This window comes from Sinorhizobium sojae CCBAU 05684 (assembly GCF_002288525.1).
Taxonomy (GTDB): domain Bacteria; phylum Pseudomonadota; class Alphaproteobacteria; order Rhizobiales; family Rhizobiaceae; genus Sinorhizobium; species Sinorhizobium sojae.
In genome coordinates this window covers 1,463,571-1,483,897 of sequence record NZ_CP023067.1, presented here as the reverse complement: position 1 = coordinate 1,483,897, position 20,327 = coordinate 1,463,571, and the positions used below count along the sequence as shown (strand labels likewise).

Annotated in this window: 18 protein-coding genes and 2 pseudogenes; 8 read left to right on the top strand and 12 right to left on the bottom strand. The window is 61.8% G+C overall.

Going from position 1 to position 20,327, the window contains the following annotated elements:
* Positions 1-63 precede the first annotated feature (63 nt).
* Together SJ05684_RS30315 and SJ05684_RS07395 are read right to left on the bottom strand one after the other, a co-directional pair.
* Positions 64-204, bottom strand: a complete 141-nt coding sequence (locus tag SJ05684_RS30315; protein ID WP_083846137.1) for an ABC transporter — start codon at positions 202-204, stop codon at positions 64-66.
* Positions 205-393: 189 nt separating this feature from the next.
* The gene (locus SJ05684_RS07395) at positions 394-978 is read right to left on the bottom strand and encodes a L,D-transpeptidase (protein ID WP_034854800.1); all 585 of its coding nucleotides are present in this window, start codon (positions 976-978) and stop codon (positions 394-396) included.
* Positions 979-1,402: 424 nt separating this feature from the next.
* Between SJ05684_RS07395 and SJ05684_RS07390 the strand changes: the two genes are divergently transcribed.
* The 3 genes from SJ05684_RS07390 to SJ05684_RS07380 all read left to right on the top strand — a co-directional run bounded on the left by SJ05684_RS07390 (position 1,403) and on the right by SJ05684_RS07380 (position 4,336).
* Positions 1,403-2,155 (top strand): SDR family NAD(P)-dependent oxidoreductase, encoded by a 753-nt coding sequence (locus SJ05684_RS07390; RefSeq protein ID WP_034854799.1) that lies wholly within the window; start codon positions 1,403-1,405, stop codon positions 2,153-2,155.
* Between the two features lie 412 nt (positions 2,156-2,567).
* Positions 2,568-3,530: a manganese catalase family protein gene (locus SJ05684_RS07385; protein WP_034854798.1), complete on the top strand. Its 963-nt coding sequence runs from the start codon at positions 2,568-2,570 to the stop codon at positions 3,528-3,530.
* Positions 3,527-4,336 (top strand): DsbA family oxidoreductase, encoded by an 810-nt coding sequence (locus SJ05684_RS07380; RefSeq protein ID WP_034854797.1) that lies wholly within the window; start codon positions 3,527-3,529, stop codon positions 4,334-4,336. The genes SJ05684_RS07385 and SJ05684_RS07380 overlap by 4 nt, the downstream gene beginning before the upstream one ends.
* 135 nt (positions 4,337-4,471) lie before the next feature.
* On the opposite strand, the gene SJ05684_RS07375 is transcribed toward SJ05684_RS07380, so the two are convergent.
* Positions 4,472-5,632: an MFS transporter gene (locus SJ05684_RS07375; RefSeq protein ID WP_034854796.1), complete on the bottom strand. Its 1,161-nt coding sequence runs from the start codon at positions 5,630-5,632 to the stop codon at positions 4,472-4,474.
* Between the two features lie 10 nt (positions 5,633-5,642).
* Positions 5,643-5,900, bottom strand: coding sequence for a DUF1127 domain-containing protein (locus SJ05684_RS07370; protein ID WP_244426637.1), 258 nt, complete (start codon positions 5,898-5,900; stop codon positions 5,643-5,645).
* Between the two features lie 137 nt (positions 5,901-6,037).
* On the opposite strand from SJ05684_RS07370, the gene SJ05684_RS07365 reads away from it, so the two are divergent.
* A complete protein-coding gene (locus tag SJ05684_RS07365; RefSeq protein WP_034854795.1) occupies positions 6,038-7,546 on the top strand; it encodes a winged helix-turn-helix domain-containing tetratricopeptide repeat protein in 1,509 nt (502 codons plus the stop codon).
* Between the two features lie 41 nt (positions 7,547-7,587).
* Positions 7,588-7,677: pseudogene (locus tag SJ05684_RS31165) on the top strand (LysR substrate-binding domain-containing protein); the annotation flags it as partial.
* 4 nt (positions 7,678-7,681) lie between these two features.
* Here SJ05684_RS31165 and SJ05684_RS07360 read toward each other — a convergent pair.
* The 5 genes from SJ05684_RS07360 to SJ05684_RS07340 form a co-directional block, all read right to left on the bottom strand.
* Positions 7,682-8,563 carry a dihydrodipicolinate synthase family protein gene (locus tag SJ05684_RS07360; protein WP_034854794.1) on the bottom strand — a complete coding sequence of 294 codons (882 nt, stop codon included), beginning with the start codon at positions 8,561-8,563 and terminating at the stop codon, positions 7,682-7,684.
* Positions 8,564-8,590: 27 nt separating this feature from the next.
* Positions 8,591-10,210: an ABC transporter ATP-binding protein gene (locus SJ05684_RS07355; RefSeq protein WP_034854793.1), complete on the bottom strand. Its 1,620-nt coding sequence runs from the start codon at positions 10,208-10,210 to the stop codon at positions 8,591-8,593.
* Positions 10,203-11,069, bottom strand: coding sequence for an ABC transporter permease (locus SJ05684_RS07350; protein WP_085939067.1), 867 nt, complete (start codon positions 11,067-11,069; stop codon positions 10,203-10,205). The genes SJ05684_RS07355 and SJ05684_RS07350 overlap by 8 nt, the downstream gene beginning before the upstream one ends.
* A gap of 68 nt (positions 11,070-11,137) precedes the next feature.
* Entirely contained in the window at positions 11,138-12,052 is a 915-nt protein-coding gene (locus tag SJ05684_RS07345; protein WP_034854791.1) for an ABC transporter permease, read from the bottom strand.
* 81 nt (positions 12,053-12,133) lie between these two features.
* Positions 12,134-13,615, bottom strand: coding sequence for an ABC transporter substrate-binding protein (locus SJ05684_RS07340; protein WP_374188706.1), 1,482 nt, complete (start codon positions 13,613-13,615; stop codon positions 12,134-12,136).
* Positions 13,616-14,018: 403 nt separating this feature from the next.
* Between SJ05684_RS07340 and SJ05684_RS07335 the strand changes: the two genes are divergently transcribed.
* Genes SJ05684_RS07335 through SJ05684_RS07325 form a run of 3 tightly spaced genes read left to right on the top strand, consistent with a single transcriptional unit; the run spans position 14,019 to position 17,294 of the window.
* The gene (locus SJ05684_RS07335; RefSeq protein ID WP_034854789.1) at positions 14,019-15,215 is read left to right on the top strand and encodes a sialidase family protein; all 1,197 of its coding nucleotides are present in this window, start codon (positions 14,019-14,021) and stop codon (positions 15,213-15,215) included.
* Entirely contained in the window at positions 15,212-16,168 is a 957-nt protein-coding gene (gene pdxA / locus SJ05684_RS07330; RefSeq protein ID WP_034854788.1) for a 4-hydroxythreonine-4-phosphate dehydrogenase PdxA, read from the top strand. The genes SJ05684_RS07335 and pdxA overlap by 4 nt, the downstream gene beginning before the upstream one ends.
* Positions 16,169-16,175: 7 nt before the next feature.
* Positions 16,176-17,294: an iron-containing alcohol dehydrogenase gene (locus SJ05684_RS07325; RefSeq protein WP_034854787.1), complete on the top strand. Its 1,119-nt coding sequence runs from the start codon at positions 16,176-16,178 to the stop codon at positions 17,292-17,294.
* Positions 17,295-17,367: 73 nt separating this feature from the next.
* Here the strand turns inward: SJ05684_RS07325 and SJ05684_RS07320 are convergent, their stop codons facing one another.
* The 3 genes and pseudogenes from SJ05684_RS07320 to SJ05684_RS07310 form a co-directional block, all read right to left on the bottom strand.
* A complete protein-coding gene (locus SJ05684_RS07320) occupies positions 17,368-18,069 on the bottom strand; it encodes a FadR/GntR family transcriptional regulator (protein ID WP_095694229.1) in 702 nt (233 codons plus the stop codon).
* Positions 18,070-18,072: 3 nt separating this feature from the next.
* The gene (locus SJ05684_RS07315; RefSeq protein WP_034854785.1) at positions 18,073-19,101 is read right to left on the bottom strand and encodes a four-carbon acid sugar kinase family protein; all 1,029 of its coding nucleotides are present in this window, start codon (positions 19,099-19,101) and stop codon (positions 18,073-18,075) included.
* A 193-nt stretch (positions 19,102-19,294) separates the two neighbouring features.
* Positions 19,295-20,303 (bottom strand): annotated as a pseudogene (locus SJ05684_RS07310) (IS30 family transposase).
* Positions 20,304-20,327 lie beyond the last annotated feature (24 nt).

Below are 20,327 nucleotides of genomic sequence, written 5' to 3'. Positions count from 1 at the left end.
AGCCCTAGAAGAGTGCTGCGGGGAGGGGCTCCTCAGCTTCTCCCCGCAGCACAATTTCAGTAATTATTTGTATATCGGTGCGGGCTCTATAGGCGCGGCCGCTACGGGCGGCGGTGCCTTGCCTTTACCTTTGCCGATCGTGCCGCAGGCGCTCAGCCCGACGACAGAAAGCAACGTAATCGTCAACACTAGAATTCTGCTCATCAAGTAGTCCTTTCCTCATTAGTGGGAACGGTTTATCGAAGGCAACACTCCAAGTAATAGTGGCGATTCTCGCCGTGGCCTAGTGCATGAAAGACACAGTTGGCATCAGCTTTGTCGGTTTGGAACTGTTCAACGGAACCTCACACACATGGCTCAAGCTATTTATACCAAATACGCGCAAAAACACCATCAGACGATCATCACCGCCGTACCCACCGAGGCGCGGCTGTACAGATCGACGATATCTTCGTTCGTCAAGCGGATGCAGCCGCTCGATACGGCTTGACCGATGGTCCATGGTTCGTTCGTACCATGCAGGCGGAACATCGTGTCCTTCCCACCCCGATAGAGGTAGAGCGCAGCCGCTCCGAGCGGATTGTGGAGCCCGCCCGACACGCCGCCGGCATATTGCCTGAGGTGGGGCTTCCGACGCATCATATTTTCGGTTGGAGTCCAGGACGGCCACTCCGCCTTTCGGCCGATTCTCGCCCGACCCTTGATGGTCCGGCCTTCTTCGCCGACGCCAATGCCGTAGCGAATCGCCGATCCACCGCCCTGCACGTAATAGAGATAGCGCTGCTCGGTATCGACGACGATCGTTCCCGGATCCTCAGGTCCCGGGTAAGCTACCTCTTGCCGACGGTAGCGGGGATCGATACGCGACCTGGCAGCAATGGCGCTTCCCCTCGGACGCCCGGTCGAACTGCATCCGGATGCCAGCAAAGCCAAACCGCCCAGCATGAGCATCCGGCGTGTAAAGTGGTCTTTCCCCATTTTCACCTGCTGCGCGGATTGAGACTCGGTTACTATCCGTGTTTAACACCGCTGCGGGTGTCAGCCAAGCCTTGCATCCAGCACGGGTCCAAATCTGGCAGAACCCGCCGATCAAAAATAGGCAAAGGCTGTATTCCATAGTGATCTTAAGCCTTTGTCGTGGCTTTCGGCCAAAGGCGATCAGGCGGAACCGCACTCAGACGAGCAGGGGGAAGGTCCGACAAGGTGCCGGCCACGTGCGATTGGAGGCGACGACGATTTCGCATTTCATTTGTCAGGAGCAAATAGCATCACCGTCGCCTGGCGAAATGCATTGCGCAGACCCTTCACGTCTGGTCGACTACAGCGCCGCGCGTCCTAACTCCTCAAGTCGACGTCGATTTGAGGAGACGCGCAATAGGGAGCAGAAGAACAAGGAGGCACGATGAAACAACGCTTCGGGGGGAAAGTGGCGCTCGTGACCGGCGCGGGCTCCGGGATAGGTGCTGCCGTTTCACGGCAGCTTGCTGGCGAGGGGGCCGAGGTCGTCATCGCCGACATCAATGCCGATGCGGCCAAGAGCGTCGCGGCCGAAATCAACTCGGGCGGAGGCAGGGCGCGCGACTTCGCCGTCGATGTCACAGACGCAGTTGCAGTTGAGCGGCTGATCGAATTCGTGATGTCGCTCGGCGGCCTGCACCTGGCGGTGAATAATGCAGGCACCGAAGCTCAGCGGTGGCCGACGGCGAACTACCCGCTCGACGAATGGCACCGGGTGATGAACGTGAATCTGAACGGCACCTTCTACTGCATGAAGCACGAGATCGCGGCCATGCTGGCGCAACGGGAAGGCGCCATCGTCAACATGGCCTCCATTCTCGGGTCAGTCGCTTTGCCGACGGCTTCGGCTTACACCGCGGCCAAGCACGGCGTCGTCGGCCTGACCAAGGCGGCTGCAATCGAATATGCAAGACTGGGCATCCGCATCAATGCCGTCGGTCCCGGCTGGATCGAAACCCCGCTTCTGTCGGAATATTCGGAACTGGCGAAGACGCGACGCATGGAGGCCCTTCAGCCGATGGGGAGGCGCGGAACACCGGAGGAAGTGGCGGCCCTCGTTTGCTTCCTCCTCTCCGACGAGGCCTCCTTCATCACGGGAAGCTATCATCTCGTGGACGGGGCCTACACGGCGCATTAGCTCGGGTTGCCCAAAAGTGCGCAGCGGTTTTGGGGCAACGACGTGCATAAAAACAAGGACCTACAGCGCGTCGCACGGGGACGTTTGGTCGCGATGCGTTTTCTCGCCGCCGATCCAATGGCGGCCGGGAAAGGACAGTTCAGAGCAATGCCTCAATTCCCGAGGCGAAATTCACGACCGAGGCCTGAGCCGAGCCTAGGGCCCTGCCGGAGAAGCTGAGTATCCGGATTCTTCCCTTCCAGTCCCGCTGCAAGCACGCGCTGCCCCCGTCCGTTCGGCAAAGCACGGCATCAGGCAAAATCCTTGGAACAAAGCCAACGGCGGCAGGTTCGGACAGCGTTTTTAGCCCGCCGCCGATCCGCAGGTTTGCTGTAGGGCGAGACGGAAACGCACCAATCCCGAGGACCGCACCATGTTTCATCATGTGAAGGAACTTCAGTTCGACGCACGCGTGTCCAAACCGGATCCGCGCTTTGCCGCGCTTCTTCTGGAGCAGTTCGGTGGCGGCAATGGTGAGCTAAAGGCTGCCATGCAGTATTTCGTCCAGGCTTTCGCCGCCAGACAGCCCTATCCCGAAAAATATGACTTGCTCATGGACATCGCCACAGAGGAATTCAGCCATCTGGAGATCGTGGGAGCGACGATCACGATGCTGCTCGATGGCGTTAACGGTGAACTCAAGAATGCCGCCGAAGCCAACCCAATCACGAAACTCAACGGGAAGCCGTCCAAGGAAAGCTTCATTCACGAGGCGCTTGCGAACCCGCAATTTCTCGCCCTGTCGGGCGGCGGCCCCACGCTGACCAACAGCCAGGGCGTTCCTTGGACCGGCGCCTATGTAAACGCCAACGGCGATCTCACAGTCGACCTGCGCTCGGATATCGCCGCCGAAAGCCGCGCGAAGATCGTTTATGAATATCTGCTGCAATTCACCGATGACCCCCACGTCAAGAATACGCTCCGTTTCCTGATGACGCGGGAGATCGCGCATTTCCAGATGTTCTCGGCGGCACTCGAAACCATACAGCCGAACTTCCCGCCCGGTGTCCTTCAGGGCGACCCTCGCTTCACTCATGAATATTTCAACATGTCGAACGGGATTGATGCCCGCGGGCCATGGAACGAGGGCCAGGGACCATGGGGCGACGGGGAGCACTGGGAATATATCGAGGATCCCATCAAGCACGTTGTCGACACCCAGGGCGAGGTCAACCACCAGCCCGAGGGCACCAGCCGCTCCGCAAAGGAAGTCGCGCGAATGGACAAGGAAATGAGCAAGCAACGCAGCGAAGAGATCAGGTCCAGGCTGCCGAAGGGGGAAAACCAGTGGTCGTCCTATCCGCAGACCGAGCTCGCAAGCCCCCGAAGCAAGTGACTGATCGCGTTGTCGGGTCTGCATCCAGCGCGGCACGACACGATGAGACGGCGGCAGAAGCCGCCGTCGAAATCGTTTACTATACGGATCCGCTATGCTGCTGGTCCTGGGCGTTCGAGCCGCAATGGCGCCTCCTGCGCTACGCCTTTGCGGGGCAGTTGGCCTGGCGCTATCGCATGGCCGGCATGCTGAGATGCTGGGACGATTACCAGGATCCGATAAACTCCATCCACAGGCCCGCCCAGATGGGACCGCTCTGGCTGCAGGCGCACCAGATGTCCGGCATGCCACTGGACGCCGGCATCTGGACCGAGGATCAACCGTCGTCTTCGTGGCCGGCATGCCTCATGGTCAAGGCGGCAGAGTTCCAGTCGCCCATGGCCGCCGAACTGATCCTGCGGCGCTTGCGCGAGGCCGTAATGACAGAGCGGCGCAACATCACCCGGGAAGCCGTGTTGAACGAAATCATCGACGCCTGCGCCGCGGCGCGTCCTGATGTGGTTGATCCGCAGCGTCTGCGCCACGACATGGACGGCGACGACGCTAGAACGAACTTCATGGACGACGTCAAGAACGCGCGCTTTCGTCAGATCGGGCGCTTTCCCGCGCTCGTCATTAGGCGACCGCGGACCGCGGGCACGCTAATCATCGGCTGGCGTCCGTTCGATATCCTGCTGAAGGCCGTGACCGAGGTGGCGCCGGAACTCGGCGGGGGCCGCCGACCTGGTGACGCAGATGCCTATCTCGCGTTCTGGCCGCATTTGACCAAACCGGAGCTCGAACTGGCGCTTGGCGCCGAAAGCTGAAGTGCCGTTCGCAGAGCCACCAAGATTCGAGCGGTTCGGCAGAACGCCGGCGCGCTGCCTTCCGCCGTTGTTTGCGGTGCGCTCAGCGTTAGGCTCGACTGCGGCATCGACGCAGAGAGGAGGCAAGTGCCTCCGTCAAAGCCGTCTCTCCGCCATCAGCAACACCGCCAGGACACACGACAGCAGGCCAAGGGACCATGGCAGCCCCTGATATCCGATCAGTTGCATCGCCACTCCTGTCGCGGGCGAGCCCACGATACCGCCGATGCCCCAAACGAGCGCGAAGGCCGCATTCCCCGCGATCAAGATTTGACCGGTAAAGCGCTCTCCAAGTTGGACCAGCGCCATGGTGTAGATCCCGAACGAGACCCCGCCCCAGGCGAAAACGAGCGGCCAGACGAGCCACGAGTCGAAGATCGTCGGCAGCAGCAGGCAGCCAGCCAGCGAAGCCAGCGCACAGAATAGCATGGTCCACGTCGAGCCAATCTGTTCGGCCAAGCGCCCGAGCAGAATCTGCAGCACGGCATTGCCGGCGATGAAACAGGTGATGAGCGAAGCGGTGCGTTCCTCGGCGCTGCCGAGCGCGGCGCCGTAGACCGCGAATAGGGAAAGCAGGGTCTGCTCGAAGGCGGCTGCGGCAAAGACCGCGAATAATAGGAGCGGCGCCAGCGCGAAGAAACCGCCGACCGATGTTGCCTCGCCTTCCTGCGGCACCTTCGGCAGGCGCGGCACGACCGCAAGCACGATCAGCCCGCAGAGAAGGAAGGCCACGGTGCCGATCACGAAGGGCGGCCAACCCTGCGTGCCGACCAGGCCGAGCGACAGCGGGCCGACGGCGAAGCCGCCCGAAACGATCGATGAATAGAGGCCCATGATGCGGCCCCGGCGCGGCGCCGGGGCGTTCGAGATCAACCAGGTCTCGCTGATCACGTAAAGCGGATTGGCGAAGAAGCCGAGCAGGAAGCGCAGCGGCATCCAGGCCCAGACGTCCTGCCTCCAGGCGATCGCGATCAGGGTGAGCGCGGCGAGTAGCGAGCACAGGATCGCAAGCCGCGCCCCGCCCATGCACCGCACGAGCGCCGGAACGAAGGGCGCGGATACGATGAACCCCAGCGGCGTCATCGCCGCCGACAGGCCGATAAGGCCGGGTGTCGTCCCCTGCCGCTCCAGGATGAAGCTGAGCAGCGGATAGGTCAGCCCCTGTGCCAGCGCGAACACCGCTACGGTGGCGGTGGTCCCCGCCATCGCTGCCCAGGGGATCCGATCCTCTCGCGGCAATGTGCCTTCGGCAGTCATGCAGATCTCCCTATGCTTGCCAGAAGGGCTTGGCGATCTCTGCCTCGACGCGCCGTCCCGTCAGACCGATATCGTCGATCAAATGGGGATCGTCCTTCAACTTTTGCTCAAGTTCGCAGCGCAGGCGCATCCGCGCTCCCCAGGTCGCGATAATGCTTCGCAAGGTTGTCAGGCTGTAGTGCCGACGCGACGCGTCCGCCGGCCCCACGGGCGTTCCCAGCCGCGCAGCCTGATCCGGAGCCGTTGCAAGGGCGGAAGTATCGTTCATAGCAACCTCCCAATGGTTTGAGGGTCCAGGGACCCTCGACCCGAAAGAGGATGAATTCTGCAGGATACGGAACAGCGTCGTAATTAAGCCCTCCCAAATTGTTCTCAAAAACTTCCAAACGGGCTATTGATGCGCCTATGCAGGGATCGCGTTTTGCCTTTGGTCCGTTCGTGCTTGATCCGGGTGCGGGAACGCTTCTTCGTGACGGTGAACCCGTTGCCGTTGGCCACCGGGGGCTAAAGCTGCTTGCGGCGCTCGTCGGACGGGCGGGCGAAATCCTCAGCAAGGCCGAGTTGATGGACGCGGCATGGTCGGGCAGGGCGGTCGAGGAAGGCAACCTCACCGTCCAGATCGCGCTCTTGCGGAAGCTGCTCGGTCCGGCCGCCGACGGCGGTGAATGGATCGCCACGGTTCCGCGCGTCGGCTACCGCTTCACAGGAGCCAGCGAACAGCTCGGTGGCGCGAAGCGAAAACCTTTGCCGCTGCCCGACAAACCATCCATAGCCGTGCTGCCCTTTGTCAATGTCAGCAACGATCCCGAGCAGGAGTCCTTCGCGGACGGATTGACCGAAGACCTGATCAACGATCTGTCCAGGGACTCCGGCCTATTCGTCATCGCGCGCAACTCGGTCTTCGCCTACAAGGGAAAGGCGACGGATGTGCGCGAGATCGCTGAGGACCTTGGCGTACGCTTCCTCTTGGAGGGGAGCGCAAGACGCGCCGCTGGGCGCGTGCGCATCAACGCCCAACTGGTCGACGCGGTGAATGGCGATCATCTATGGGCGGAACGATTCGATCGCAGCCTCGACGACATCTTTGCCGTTCAGGATGAGGTCACCGGCAAGATCGTGGAGGCGTTGCTCGGCCGGCTGCGCATGCCGCCTCCGCGCAACCGGCCAAAGAATCTCGAGGCTTACGAGCTCTGCGTGCGGGCGCGCAAGCTGATGGATGATTCGCCGCAGACGGCGCAGGAAGCGCATCTGATGCTCACGCGCGCGATTTCACTCGATCCCGGATACGCCGAACCCTATCGCTGGCTTGCCATGAACTACTGGATGGGATGGGTGCACTCGGGCGGACCAACTGCAGCAAACCGCAGCGCTGCTCTGGAACTGGCGCGCAAAGCTGTCGCGATCGATCCCAACGATGCTGGCTGCCGCTGGGTCCTGGCTTACCTGCTTGCCTATGAGCGCAGCTTCGCCGAGGCGGATGTGGAGTTCGCCAAGGCGGTCGAGCTCGACGCGAACGAGGCTGACGCCTGGGCGGCATTATCCGATATCGCGGTCCTGGCCGGGCGAGTCGAAGAGGGCCTCGAGCATAGTCGCAAGGCGTTCCGGCTGAATCCCCATCCGCCAAACTGGTACTATCTGACGCTCGGCCAGGCGCAATACGCGGCCGGCGACTACGACGCCGCTGTCGAAACACTGCGCAGGGACGAGACCTATCGGACCAGCTCGCGCCGTTTCCTGGCTGCGAGCCTTGCCCAAATGGGGCGGATCGAGGAGGCGCGCGAGGAGGTCCAGCTGTTCCTCGTCGCCAACCCGCATTTCACAATCCGCCATTGGGCCGCGACGGAGCCGTTCCGCGACGCCGCGACGCTCGAGCATTTCGTCGATGGTTACCGCAAGGCCGGTCTTCCGGAGTGACTGCGCCGGCGTGACCTCCGCTGCAAAGGCGAAAATGTCGCGTGGGTGTCGCCTGGAACAAGGAGGACCCGACGGCTGCCCGGGACGACATCGTCGATCTTGCCGAGACGTTGGTCAGGGCAGGGCAGTGATAAGTCAAAGCAGGTCATAGCGGCGCAGGATGGCGGCGATACGGGCGTCCTGATCGAGGTCAGGCAGGAGCGCCGGCTGACGGCTGGCGCCGACAGAGGCGTCCTGCAGGTACAGCGCACGCTTGACCATGGCCGGCGCGAAGCCGAGTGCATAGAGGTCGGTGCGGAAGGCTGCGAAGATCGCCTGCTGCCTTTCGGCTTCCCCAATATCACCGGCGTTGAAGGCGTTGAGGATGCCAGCGAGCACATGCGGCATGGCGTTGCCGAGACCGGATATGCAGCCAGCCGCGCCATTCTCCAGCGCCCAGAGCACCAGATGGTCTGGGCCGGAATAGACATCGAACCCGTCCATATCCTTGGCAACCGCGAGATACGCTTCGAGCGTATCCTTCGCACCGCCCGAATCCTTGATACCGGCGATATTGCCATGGGCGGCGAGCCTGCGGGCCGTTTCCGGCTCGATGTGGTTCTGGGTGCGGGCCGGGATATCGTAGAGGTAGACCGGAGTTTGCACCGCGTCTGCCACAGTGGAAAAATGGCGGATCAGACCATCCTGGGTACAGGCGATGAAGAACGGGGTGATGACGGCAATGCCATCAACGCCGATGCGGTCGAATTCGCGTGCCAGCTTCAGTGTCTCGAAGGTGGCAGGCATGCCGGCATTGACGATGATCTGGACGCGTCCGGCGACCTCGTCCGCCACTTCCTCCGTCAGCCGGACCTTCTCCTCGAAGGTCAGCGCGCTGAAATCGCCATTAGTGCCGGCGCACATGATGTTGTTGCCGGCCTCGACCTGGCGGCGGACCTGGGCCCGTGTCGCCTCGTAGTTGATGGTCTCGTCTTCGTTGAAGCAGGTCACGAGCGCGACGAAGGCTTTTTTCGGCATGTGTCAGTCTCCTGGTGATTGGGGTGCTCAGGACACCTGCCTGAGGCGGGCTGCGCGGTTGGCGGCCTGAATGTCGGGATCGGGATCAAGACCAGCTGCGAGGAGCGCGCGCGTATAGTCTTCGCGCGGTGTGTCGAAGATCTCGCTGACGGTTCCCATCTCGACGACATTGCCCTGTTGCATGACCATGACGTGGTTGGCGAAGTCGCGAACGACCGGCAGGTCGTGGGCGATGAAAATGAAGGCGATTCCCATCTCTCTGCGCAACCTGTCGAGCAGCGCGATGACCTGCGCCTGGACCGAGACGTCGAGTGCCGAGACGGCCTCGTCGCAGATGATCAGCTGCGGCTCGAGGGCAAGAGCGCGCGCGATCGCGATGCGCTGGCGCTGGCCGCCGGAAAACTGATGCGGATAGCGGCCCATATGTTCCGGGCCAAGTCCGACCTGGACCAGCAGTTCAGCCACCCGCTCGCGCCATTTCGCCTTGGGCAGGATATCGGGGTGGATGATCCAGGCCTCGGAGATCAGCTGAAAGACGGTCATGCGCGGATTGAGCGACTGGGTCGGGTCCTGGAAGACCATCTGCAGGTCGCGGCGCAGCTTATAGAGTTCGCCCGGCGACAGCGTGAAGAGGTCGCGTCCCTTCCACAAGGCGCTGCCGCTGTCTGCTTCGTCGAGACGCAGGAGGATGCGGGCGAGCGTGGATTTGCCCGATCCGCTTTCGCCGACCACGGCCATGGTTTCGCCCGGCATCAGATCGAAGGACACACCCTTCAAAGCCTCGAAGGCTCCGTAGTGCTTGCGCACGTCGCGCACGCGCAGGACCGGTTCGCCGAAGCCTTGGGGGGCATGCATCTCGCCCTTGCCCGGTGCGGCGGCGATCAGCCTTTTCGTATAGGGATGCTGCGGGTTGTGGTACACTTCGCGGACCGTGCCGGTTTCGACCAGTTCGCCTTTTTCCATGACGACGACGCGATCGGCAATCTCGGCGACCACACCCAGATCGTGGGTGATGATCATCACCGCCATGCCGGTTTCTTCTTGAAGCTCCTTCAACAGTGCCAGCACTTCGGCCTGGACGGTGACGTCGAGCGCCGTCGTCGGTTCGTCGGCAATCAGAAGATCCGGCCGAAGCGCCAGCGCCATGGCGATCATCACGCGCTGGCGCTGGCCGCCCGAAAACTCGTGCGGATATTTGTCAAGCGCGCGCTCCGGGTGGGGCACGCCGACGCGAGCGATGAGACGCAGGGCCTCAGACTGGGCCTTGGCCGCATCCGCCCCATGCGTGGTCAAAGCCTCGCGGATCTGCCAGCCGACCGTATAGACCGGATTGAGGTGGCTGAGCGGGTCCTGGAAGATCATCGCAATACGGCTGCCGTTTATCTTGCGGCGCTCGTGCGCGGGCATTTTCAAAAGGTCGGCGCCATTAAGCAGAATCTCGCCCGAACTGATCCGGCCGGGTGGCATGTCGATGAGGTTCATGATCGCAGACGAGGAGACCGACTTGCCCGATCCGCTTTCGCCGAGAATGGCAAGGGTTTCGCCGCGGCCGAGATGATAAGAGATGGAGCGCACAGCCTTCACCACGCCCATGGCGGTGTGGAATTCGACCGACAGGTTGCGGACTTCCAGGAGATGCTCAGCCATTGTTGCGGCCTTTCATTTCAAGCCGCCAGCGCTGGACCGGATCGAGCGCGATGCGCAACCAGTTCGACAACAGGTTCAGCGACATGGTGGTCAGGATGATCGCAAGACCCGGCCAGAAGGACAGCCACCAAGCATTGGTCAGGTATTGGCGCCCCTGCGAGATCATCAGGCCCCAGGTGATTTCCGGCGGCTGGATGCCGATGCCGAGGAAGGAGAGCGCGCTTTCAGCAAGCATCACATAGGCAAAATCGAGTGTCGCCAGTGTCGTCAGCGTCGGCAGGACCACGGGCAGGATGTGGCGGAAAACAATGCGCTTGCCGGAGGCGCCCATGACGCGGGCGGCCTGGACGAACATGCGCTCGCGGATTTCCAGCACTTCGGCGCGGGTCGTTCGTAGATAGACCGGAATGCGGGTGATCGACAGTACCAGCATAAGGTTGAGGATTGAGGAGCCGAGGATGTAAAGCACGATGACGGCAATCAGCAGCGAGGGGAACGACATGATGACATCGGCCAGCCGCATGATGACCTGATTGACGCGCGGCGAAGAAAATCCGGCGACAAGGCCAAGCACCGTGCCGATGACCGAGGAGATGATGACCGCTCCGGCGGCGACCATCATCGTATTTTGTGTCGCGACGATGATGCGGGCAAAGAGAGGCCGGCCGAGCGCGTCGGCGCCCATCCACCAGAGCCAGCCGCGGTCCCATTCAAACGGAGCGGCGTTGCGGCCGCGCAGGTTCTGCTTGATGGCGGCGTCGCCAAGCCAGGCCGGACCGATGATGGCGAGGATCAGGATGGTGACAAGGAAGAGGGCGGCGCAAAGCGCAAACTTGTCGGCCCAGAGCATGCGGGCCATGCGCACGATGAACCGTGGTTCTTCAATGAGGGCAGCGTCAGGTATCTGCAGGGTCACGGGCGGCCTCCTCAATGGCGAATGCGCGGATCGAGAAGCACATAGGCAAGGTCGATCAGGAGGTTCATCAGGAAGATCGCCAAGGCGGTGACGAGGATGGCAGCCAGGACGACATTGAAGTCGCGCTGTAAAATGGAATCGATCATCAGCTTGCCGACGCCTGGAAAGCCGAAGATGGTTTCGATGATCACGGCACCGTTCAGGAGGCTCGCAGCCTGGTCGCCAATCACGGTAATGACCGGCAGCATGGCGTTGCGCAGCGCATGAACGAAGATGATCGGACCGGATTTGACGCCCTTGGCGCGGGCGGTCTTCACATAGGCGGAAGTGAGCGCGCCGATCATCGAGCCGCGCACGACCTGAACGATGATGCCGAAGGGTCGCACAAACAGGACGGAAATCGGCAGGATCCAGTGGAGAAGCGAGCCGGTGCCCGATGTCGGCAGCCAGGCGAGGTTCACCGAGAATACGACGATGGCGACGATGGCCAGCCAGAAATCGGGGACCGACGCCCCGATGAGCGAGATGATGGAGGAAAATCTGTCGAAGAAGCCGCCGGCGCGAAAGGCGGCGAGCGAGCCGACGACGATAGCAGCGCCGGTCACCAGCGCCATGGTGATGACGGCAAGCCACAGGGTCCAGACAAATGCTTCGAGCACAACGTCGAGGGCCGGACGCGCCTTGCGCAGTGATTCACCGAAATCGCCCGTGACGACGTCCCCGGCATAGCGGATAAACTGCGTCATCACAGGGTCGTTCAGTCCATGGATTTCGCGAAACTGCGCCTTCATCTCCGCTGATGCCTCGACAGGCAGGAAGAGAGCGGCAGGGTCACCGGTCAAGCGGGAGAGGAAGAAGACCATGACGATCAGCCCGAAGAGGGAAATCAGGCTGGCGAGGGCGCGTTTCCGGAAAAAGCTCAACATGCTGGTTCTCGCTTGAAAGGGCGGCGGACTGCTCCGCCGCCTTGTGTGTCGATATCGGGCGATTACCCATCGCCGGACAGCTTACTTGATGCCGATTTCCGAAAGCTGGAGCATCGAGTTGGTCGCCATGGTGGGCTTGAATTCGAGCCGTTCGGAAACCCGCGAGAAGCCGACCATGTGGAAGAGCAGCACGTCGGCCACGACCTCATCATGCACGTAGGCGATCAGTTCTGACCAGAGCTTGGCACGCTCATCGCCAACCGCGGCGGATGCACGGGTGATCAAGTCGTCGACCTTCGGATCGGAAAAGCCCGACTGGGTGCCTTCTGATGCATATTTGAAGAACATCGAGAAGGACGGATCTCCCTTCGAATTGTCGTGCATGGCGGCAACGATCTGCGGACCGCGGCCATCCTTGAACGGCTTCGAGTAGTACTGCTCGTGCTCGGCGACCTCGACGAACTTCAGCTCGATCGTGAAGCCGGCTTCCTGGAGCTGCGCCTGGATGGCTTCCATGATTTCGGTGACATTCGGGAAGTTTGCCGAGCGCGCGACGATCGTGATCGGTGTGTCCACCTTGACGCCGTCGGCCTTGGCTTCCTCCAGGAGCTTTCTGGCGCCTTCGGTATCGAAGGCCGGAACCTTCACATTGGGGTTCCAACCGAGGGTCGGCGGCGGGACGATGGCGGTGGCAAGAACCGCGCCTTCGGGAACGAGCGTTCCAAGGAAGGCTTCGCGATCGATCGCCATGTTGAGTGCGCGGCGAACGCGGATATCGTTCAACGGCTCGATATTGTGATCGATGCGCAGGTAGACCGTTTCACTGTCGAGATACGAGAAGTCGGTCGCAGGATTGGTGGCGTCAAGTTGCGAGATCGACGGCGACAGGTCAGCCTCGCCGGTCTGGACCATGGCGGCGCGAACGGACGGATCGGCGCGGAAAAGGTAGGTCGCCTCGGTCACCTCCGGCTTCTCGCCCCAATAGTCGTCGCGGCTCGTCAGCACGATCTGCTGGCCAGGCGTCCAGTCGGTCAGCTTGTAGGGACCTGTGCCCACCGGCTCGCGAACAAATTCAAGCGGTGTTTCTTCCGGCACGATGGTGACGAGCGTCAAGAGCAGCGGCAGGATCGGCTGGACAGGATCAGCGCTGAAGTCGACAGTGTGGTCGTCGACGATGTTGGCCGTCACCGTCATGCCGCCAAAGTAACGCCGGGACTCGCAGGCGTTCTTGTCGCTCATGATGCGGTCTAAGCTATGCTTCACGTCTTTGGCGTCAAACGCCGTGCCGTCTGAAAACGTGACGCCCTGGCGAAGATGAAAACGCCAGCTGCCATCGCTGTTCTGCTCCCATTTTTCGGCGAGGCGCGGCATGACGCCCTTGTCGCCACGCACATCGAGTTCCGTCAGCGTCTCGCTGACGTTCTGCATGATGATGCGGCCGATGTTCGAACGTGTCGCCATGCAGGGCTCCAGAAGGTCGGCCTCCTCCGGCAATACGATCTTGATCGGGCCCGACCCGGCCAACGCCGAAGACGAGGCCGAGCCCAGCATCAGGGCAGCCATTAAAAGTGTCTTTCTCACTGTATTTTCCTCCCTGGTAATTTCGTTCAATTCGACGTGTGTCTGAACGGTGTCTCCGCGCTGCGTTCGGGGCGGCCGCCGCGGCAAGCAATGCTGTGCGCCCGCACACGGGCTTCGTCGCCGCCTGGCGGTTGCGGCTGCCTGTGGGAAATCCTCCCTTCCCGGCGGCCTGGCACCGGGGGTTGGAGTTGACAATCCAACTTCTGCATTAGTTTGTCAAATTATTTTGCAATGTAACATCATCGGAAAAATGTTGTGTCCAAAATAGATAATTAAAACATGCATTTGACTGCATTGTTGAAAACAACGATTGCAGGTATGAACATCGAAAAACTTGACAACTTTTGAAAATGCGTGATTTCTGTGGGCATATGAGGAGGATTTCATGCATCCCGACGAAATAGCCCGAAACATGGACGGCGTGCTTAAGGCCGTCTCCCCTGGGCGTAAAGAAGCGCTCCTATCGTCGCCGATGGTGCAGAACCATGCGGCATTCCTGCATCTGCTTGATGATGGTGCGCTCGTGTGCGCGTGGTTCGGCGGCACGCTTGAAGGCAAATCCGATATCTCGATCTTTGCCTCGGTGCTGGAAGATACGGCAACGGGGTGGGGACCGCCCCAGCGCCTGAGTTCCGATCCGTCGCACTCCGAGCAAAACCCCGTGCTTTTCACGGCACCGGACGGCAAGCTTTGGCTTTTCCACACGTCTCAGCCGGCGGGCAATCAGGACGAATGCAGGATCCGGATCGCGCAAGTTCGCCGCGATGCGGCCAACCCGCTCGCGTTGTCGGCGGAAGACGGGCGCTATCTCGATCTGCCGCGCGGCTGTTTCGTACGTGCGCCGGTGATCGTTCGCAGTGACGACGCATGGCTTTTGCCGATCTTCAGATGTGTTCAACGGCCCGGCCAGAAATGGAACGGCAGCCATGACACGGCGGCCGTCGGCGTCTCGCAAGATGATGGCGCGACCTGGCGGCTTGAGGAGATCGATCAGTCAACCGGCTGCGTGCACATGTCGCCCATTTCCATTGGCGAGAAACGCTACGCAGCCTTTTTTCGCAGGCGCCAAGCGGATTTCGTCTTCCGCACCGAAAGCACAGATGCAGGGCGCAGTTGGTCGGTGCCGCAGGCGACGGACGTGCCCAACAACAATTCCTCCATCGCGGTGACACGTCTTCGCGATGGCCGTGTCGCGATGATCTGCAACCCGGTCAACGCAGCTCTTTCTTCCGACCGTCGCCTGTCGCTCTATGACGAACTGGGTGAGGACGACGGGCGGCCCGACGCGGATCCCGCCGGCGGCTTCGCCCCGGTCTGGGGCGTGCCGCGTGCACCCGTGTCGCTCTGCCTTTCGGAAGACGGAGGGCAATCCTTTCCATTGCGCATCGTGGTCGAGGATGGACCGGGCACGTGTCTCTCGAATGATTCAACCGACGGCCGCAACAAGGAAATGTCCTATCCCTGGCTGCTGGAGGCCCGGGATGGCACCTTGCATCTCGCCTATACCTATCATCGGCGCGCCATCAAATATGTTCGTCTTGCTCCCGGATGGGACAGGGCGGTCATACGGAGTATGTCATGAGCAATATCATCGGTATAACCATGGGCGATCCGTGCGGGGTTGGCCCCGAGATCGCCGTGCGCGCGCTGGCGGAGATGTCGGCCGAAGATCGCCGGCAGACGCGTATCTATGGCAACCTGCCCACGCTTGAAGCGGCCCGGAATGCGCTTGGCATCGACACCGATCTTGCGGGCTATGTCGTTGACCTGCCCGTCGAGGGTGCGCCGCTTGCCTGGGGACAGTTGAGCCCGGTGGCAGGCGACGCCGCCTTTCGCTTCATCGAAAAAGCGGTGCGCGACGCAGAACAAGGTGCGATCGGCTGTATCGTCACCGCCCCAATCAACAAGGAAGCGCTCAATCTTGCCGGTCACCACTATGATGGTCACACCGGCATGCTACGCGCCCTGACCGGCGCCAAGTCCGCCTATATGCTGCTTGCCTCCGAACGGCTGAAGGTCATCCATGTCTCGACCCACGTGTCCCTGCAGGAAGCCATTCGCAGGGCAACGACCGAAAGAGTGCTGGCAACGATCAGGGCGGGCAACGCTCATCTGAAACGAATCGGTTATGCCGCACCCCGGATCGCCATTGCCGGGATCAATCCGCATTGCGGCGAAAACGGCCTGTTTGGCAGCGAGGACGACGATCAGATCGGGCCCGCCGTCGTGGCTGCCCGCGCCGAAGGTATCGACGCTCACGGGCCGATCTCCGCCGACACGGTTTTCCACCGCGCCTATTCCGGCGCTTTCGACCTCGTTGTCGCCCAGTACCATGACCAGGGGCACATCCCGATCAAGCTGGTCGCCTTCGATACCGCCGTCAACGTCTCAGTGGAACTGCCGATCGACCGGACCTCCGTCGATCACGGGACGGCCTTCGACATCGCCGGCAAAGGCATTGCCGACCATGGTAACCTGAACTCCGCCATCGCCTATGCCCGCAAACTCGTGGCCGGCCCCGCCAAGCAAGGATGACCAGGCTATGACGATCACTTCCATCACCCTTCATCAACCGCGCCGCCTTGTCGTCGGTGCTGGCACCGTCGGCGACGTCGGCGCCTTTGCCGGCGATGCCGGTACCGCACTGGTCATCGCCACCCCGGTGACGGTGGGTTTCACCGACCGCCTGCGTCTTTCCGGTCGCGTCACCGTGTTCGACGCGATCCCTGGCGAGCCGGATATCGCAGCACTTGACGCAGCTTTGAACGTGGCGCGCGAATGCAGGCCGCACGTGATCATCGGCCTTGGCGGCGGCTCCGTGCTCGACGTGGCAAAACTTGTCGCGGTGCTTTGGGACCGGGAGCAGACGCTTGCCGACGTCGCCGGCCAAAACCGCGTGGCCGGCCGCAACACACGCCTCGTACAGGTGGCGACGACGGCAGGCACCGGCTCGGAGGCCGGTATTCGCTCGCTGATCACCGATCCGGACAAGGGGGCGAAGATCGCTGTCGAAAGCCCGCACATGATCGCCGATCTCGCGGTGCTTGATCCGGAACTGACTTTCTCGGTGCCTCCTGCTGTCACCGCGGCCACGGGTGTCGATGCCATGGCCCATTGTGTCGAGGCCTTCACCAACCGGCGTGCGCATCCGATGATCGACGACTACGCGAGGATGGGGTTCCGTCTGGTCGGCAAATATCTCGCCCGCGCCGTGCGCGACGGGGCCGATACCGAAGCGCGCGAAGGAATGATGCTGGCTTCATTTTACGGCGGTATCTGCCTCGGGCCTGTCAATACGGCGGCCGGACACGCCATCGCCTATCCGCTTGGCACGCGCCTGCGCCTGCCGCACGGGCTGGCAAACGCCATCATCTTCCCGCATGTGCTGGCGTTTAATCAGCCCGTCGTGGCGGAAAAGACCGATGAGGTTGCCCAGGCGCTGGGGTTCGGCCCGGGGCTTCGCCAGTCCGACCTTTTGGGTGCCGCCTGTGGCTTCTGCAAGGATCTGGGGATCGAGATGTCGCTGTCGGCCCATCAGGCAAGCGAGGCTGATCTTCCGCTCTATGCCAGCGAGGCACACGCCAACCGCCGCCTGATGGACAATAACCCGATCGACATGCGCGTCGAAGACGTGCACGCCATCTATAGGGCCGCGTTTTGAAAGATGGTTTTCGCGCATCTCCCCTGCACCCTGGCCTGTGGCCGGAGTGTTTTGCGGTGAGGTAAGCGCATTCCTATTGGGTTGTCTGGAAAAGGCGTTCGCGCGAGCCGGTCAGATGGTCGAACATCAATTGCTTTGCCGCGGCCGCGTCGCCCGCGGCGATTGCGTCGCAGATGGCCTCGTGTTCGGCAAAGACGCGGCTCAGTCCCGCAGCCTCGCGCTTCACCGAGGCGCCGTGGAATTTCATCCCGACTGCAATATGGTCCTTAAGCGCCTCCATCGCGGTGGAGAAATAGCTGTTCTTGGCGGCAAGCGCGATGGCAAGGTGAAACTGGAAATCTGCGTCTTCCCGGTGAGATTGCCGGTTGGTGGCGTCGCGCATGAGTTCGAGCGCCTGGCGGATGGCGCCAAGGCTGACAGCGTTGTGGCGGGCAGCTGCCGCAGCCGCCGCCGCCGGTTCGAGGGTCAGCCGGAACTCGTAGCAATTGAGCAGATCGGCAACGTTTTCCAATTGTCCGAAACCAAGGGGCTCCTTCATGCCGAGAACCCGCACGAAACTGCCCGCGCCGCGGCGCGAATAGATCAGGCCCTGTTCACGCAGGCGCCGCAGAGCCTCGCGGATGACCGGGCGGGACACTTCGAATTCCGCCGCAAGGTCGTGTTCCGTCGGCAGGCGTTCGTCTGACTGATAGGCGCCTGACTTGATCGCTCGATGCATGCGTTCAAACACAAGATCAGCAAGGCTCTTGCGCACGGTGATATTTTCTAGCGCCATCGGTTACCTCGCGTTCCGGCGGATTATGTCTGCGATTTCTTTCAAAGTCCCCGGCGTCCCGAAACCTCCCGACTTCGTGATGATGCAATGTCCGTCGGCATGAGCAAGCCCCATGCCCGGCATGCATTCGCCGATCAGCCGGAAGTGCGTGATCGCCATTGTCTCCAGCACGGCTCCCGCTGTGGCGCCGCCGGAAAGTAGCAGTGTCGAAGCCGCGGCCGTCAAGGCGGGGCACACGCTCGCGGCCAGGCGCTTCGATACGTTCCGACCGGTCTCCGGCTCGCTTCCTGGCACGGCCTGTACGAGCGTGATCAGGCTTCCATCTGGCAATGCATCGTCACGTTCGCCATTGGGAGCCGGCAGGTATCGCAGCGCATGCGCCGCCCTCAGTTCCTCGATCTGGGCAAGGGTGATCGGGTCACGCGAGCCGACGACAAACAGCGATGGACCCGTGGGAATGTCGGTCAGCCGGGCCGGCGTCTTTTCCGTCATTTGCTGGGCAAGCGCCTCGGCAAGCCCGCGGGCGCCAACAAGCAGGTCGACGCCGGCCTCCTGGGCCTTCGCCAGTCCCTCGCTCATCTCATCTTGCGACCGCGTATCCGGGATCATTGCCAGTGAGGCATGGCGGCCAAGCGTTTCGGCAATTGAAATCGCAGTATCGACGCCGAACCCTTTCAGATGCCCCGCTTCGGCCACCCGGCCGAAGTCCGGAATTGCCGGTGCCACCAGCGCCGACCGGTACGGTGTGACGTCGAGTTCGGCTGCGACGTGACCCTTCAGGCGTGAATCGACCTTCTTGAAAAGCACGCTGCCGGCGGGAAGCTGCGCCAGCACTGCGCCGGTCGCCTTCCGTGCTGCTGCCGGGTCCATGTCACGGGAGCCGGTATCGACCGAGAGCACCTGCGGATTGTGCGCCAGCGCCGCCGGTATGGCGCCGGCGCGCAAGGCCACTTCGCAGTGAAGCCCCCGACTGGCAAACGGGGCCGCCGTGTCGAGGGCGCCGGTCAGATCGTCTGCGATAATCGCCAGCATGAAGGGCATTCCAATAAACTGTTGTAAGCAATATTTCCAATTTTAAGATTGTAATGTCAACATTTTTTGGAACTTGATAACAACTCTGTCCATGACCAGAACCAGGCGGCGGTGCGCAGCAGACGCATCGTGCCAGGGCAGATCTTGGAGAATCTAATCCAAGTGCGACATTGACGTGCGAAGGGTAGGGGGGTCACCCGCAATCTTGCAAATGCGCCATGAACACCTCGGCGGGTGAAAGGCAGTTCCTCGGCAGTGAAATGAGATGGTGGACGAGGGCGACGAGCTGTTGCTGACCGCCGGCGGATAGGTCAGTATCGATCGGCACAAAGCGGCGGATGCGCTTACTGGCGTTCTCGACCGCGCCTTTCTGCCACGGTGAATTCGGATCGCCAAACCAGCTCCTGGCACCGATCCCATCTTCCAAAGCCCTGAAGCCGCGAAACTCGGTACCACGGTCGAAGCTGAAGCTCTGGCGGGCAAAGGCGGGAAGCGGTGAGAAGGCATCGACGATCTTGTCGATGAGCGGCCGAGAGTGCCGGCTGCCATTCTTGATCATCACCGTGTAGCGGCTCTTGCGCTCAACGAGCGAAGTGACCTTCACGTCTCCGAGCGCGCGCCGAAAGATCGAGAGATCGCCCTCCCAAGTGGCCGAACTGCGAGCGATCGGCAGTGAAATCAGGACGTTGGCCGATCCTGCAGTCAAACGGGTTCAAACCGTCATCGGGTTTGCGGGAGCCGCGGCGGCGCTTGCCGCGGCCTTCCGACAGATGCCGATAGAGCGCCAGCGCATAGTCTTCCTGGCCATAGATGAAGCGATAGATCGTCTCGGTGCCGACGCGGACGGCGCTCACGCCGTCGGCGAGCAGGCGGCCGCCAATCTGCTCCGGCGACCAAAGCGCCTTCAGTCGATCGATGACCAGCTCGCACAGCTGCGGATGGCGGTGAGCCTGCGCAGCCGTCGACGACGCTCCTTGCTGATCGTTGGCGATGCCGCCGTAATAGCCGCTGTATCCCGGAAACTCGGCATCAAGAAAGGTGTTGCGCCTCAGCTCGCGATAGAACGTCGATCGATGTCGACCGAGTTGCCGGGCGATCTCAGCCACCCGGATCTTGCGTTCGATGAGCTGATGCAAGCGGCGGCGATCGGGAAGGGTGAGCTGCAAATAGCGACGCGACCTGCAAAAATCTCCAAGGGCCACGCCATTGCTTTTATTGCCAAGTCG

Excerpts from the sequence above, each read along its gene's own strand:
- SJ05684_RS30315 (WP_083846137.1), bottom strand. The coding sequence starts at position 204 with ATGAGCAGAATTCTAGTGTTGACGATTACGTTGCTTTCTGTCGTCGGG.
- SJ05684_RS07395 (WP_034854800.1), bottom strand. The coding sequence starts at position 978 with ATGGGGAAAGACCACTTTACACGCCGGATGCTCATGCTGGGCGGTTTG.
- SJ05684_RS07390 (WP_034854799.1), top strand. The coding sequence starts at position 1,403 with ATGAAACAACGCTTCGGGGGGAAAGTGGCGCTCGTGACCGGCGCGGGC.
- SJ05684_RS07385 (WP_034854798.1), top strand. The coding sequence starts at position 2,568 with ATGTTTCATCATGTGAAGGAACTTCAGTTCGACGCACGCGTGTCCAAA.
- SJ05684_RS07375 (WP_034854796.1), bottom strand. The coding sequence starts at position 5,632 with ATGACTGCCGAAGGCACATTGCCGCGAGAGGATCGGATCCCCTGGGCA.
- SJ05684_RS07370 (WP_244426637.1), bottom strand. The coding sequence starts at position 5,900 with ATGAACGATACTTCCGCCCTTGCAACGGCTCCGGATCAGGCTGCGCGG.
- SJ05684_RS07365 (WP_034854795.1), top strand. The coding sequence starts at position 6,038 with ATGCAGGGATCGCGTTTTGCCTTTGGTCCGTTCGTGCTTGATCCGGGT.
- SJ05684_RS07360 (WP_034854794.1), bottom strand. The coding sequence starts at position 8,563 with ATGCCGAAAAAAGCCTTCGTCGCGCTCGTGACCTGCTTCAACGAAGAC.
- SJ05684_RS07355 (WP_034854793.1), bottom strand. The coding sequence starts at position 10,210 with ATGGCTGAGCATCTCCTGGAAGTCCGCAACCTGTCGGTCGAATTCCAC.
- SJ05684_RS07350 (WP_085939067.1), bottom strand. The coding sequence starts at position 11,069 with ATGGCCCGCATGCTCTGGGCCGACAAGTTTGCGCTTTGCGCCGCCCTC.
- SJ05684_RS07345 (WP_034854791.1), bottom strand. The coding sequence starts at position 12,052 with ATGTTGAGCTTTTTCCGGAAACGCGCCCTCGCCAGCCTGATTTCCCTC.
- SJ05684_RS07340 (WP_374188706.1), bottom strand. The coding sequence starts at position 13,615 with ATGGCTGCCCTGATGCTGGGCTCGGCCTCGTCTTCGGCGTTGGCCGGG.
- SJ05684_RS07335 (WP_034854789.1), top strand. The coding sequence starts at position 14,019 with ATGCATCCCGACGAAATAGCCCGAAACATGGACGGCGTGCTTAAGGCC.
- pdxA (WP_034854788.1), top strand. The coding sequence starts at position 15,212 with ATGAGCAATATCATCGGTATAACCATGGGCGATCCGTGCGGGGTTGGC.
- SJ05684_RS07325 (WP_034854787.1), top strand. The coding sequence starts at position 16,176 with ATGACGATCACTTCCATCACCCTTCATCAACCGCGCCGCCTTGTCGTC.
- SJ05684_RS07320 (WP_095694229.1), bottom strand. The coding sequence starts at position 18,069 with ATGGCGCTAGAAAATATCACCGTGCGCAAGAGCCTTGCTGATCTTGTG.
- SJ05684_RS07315 (WP_034854785.1), bottom strand. The coding sequence starts at position 19,101 with ATGCTGGCGATTATCGCAGACGATCTGACCGGCGCCCTCGACACGGCG.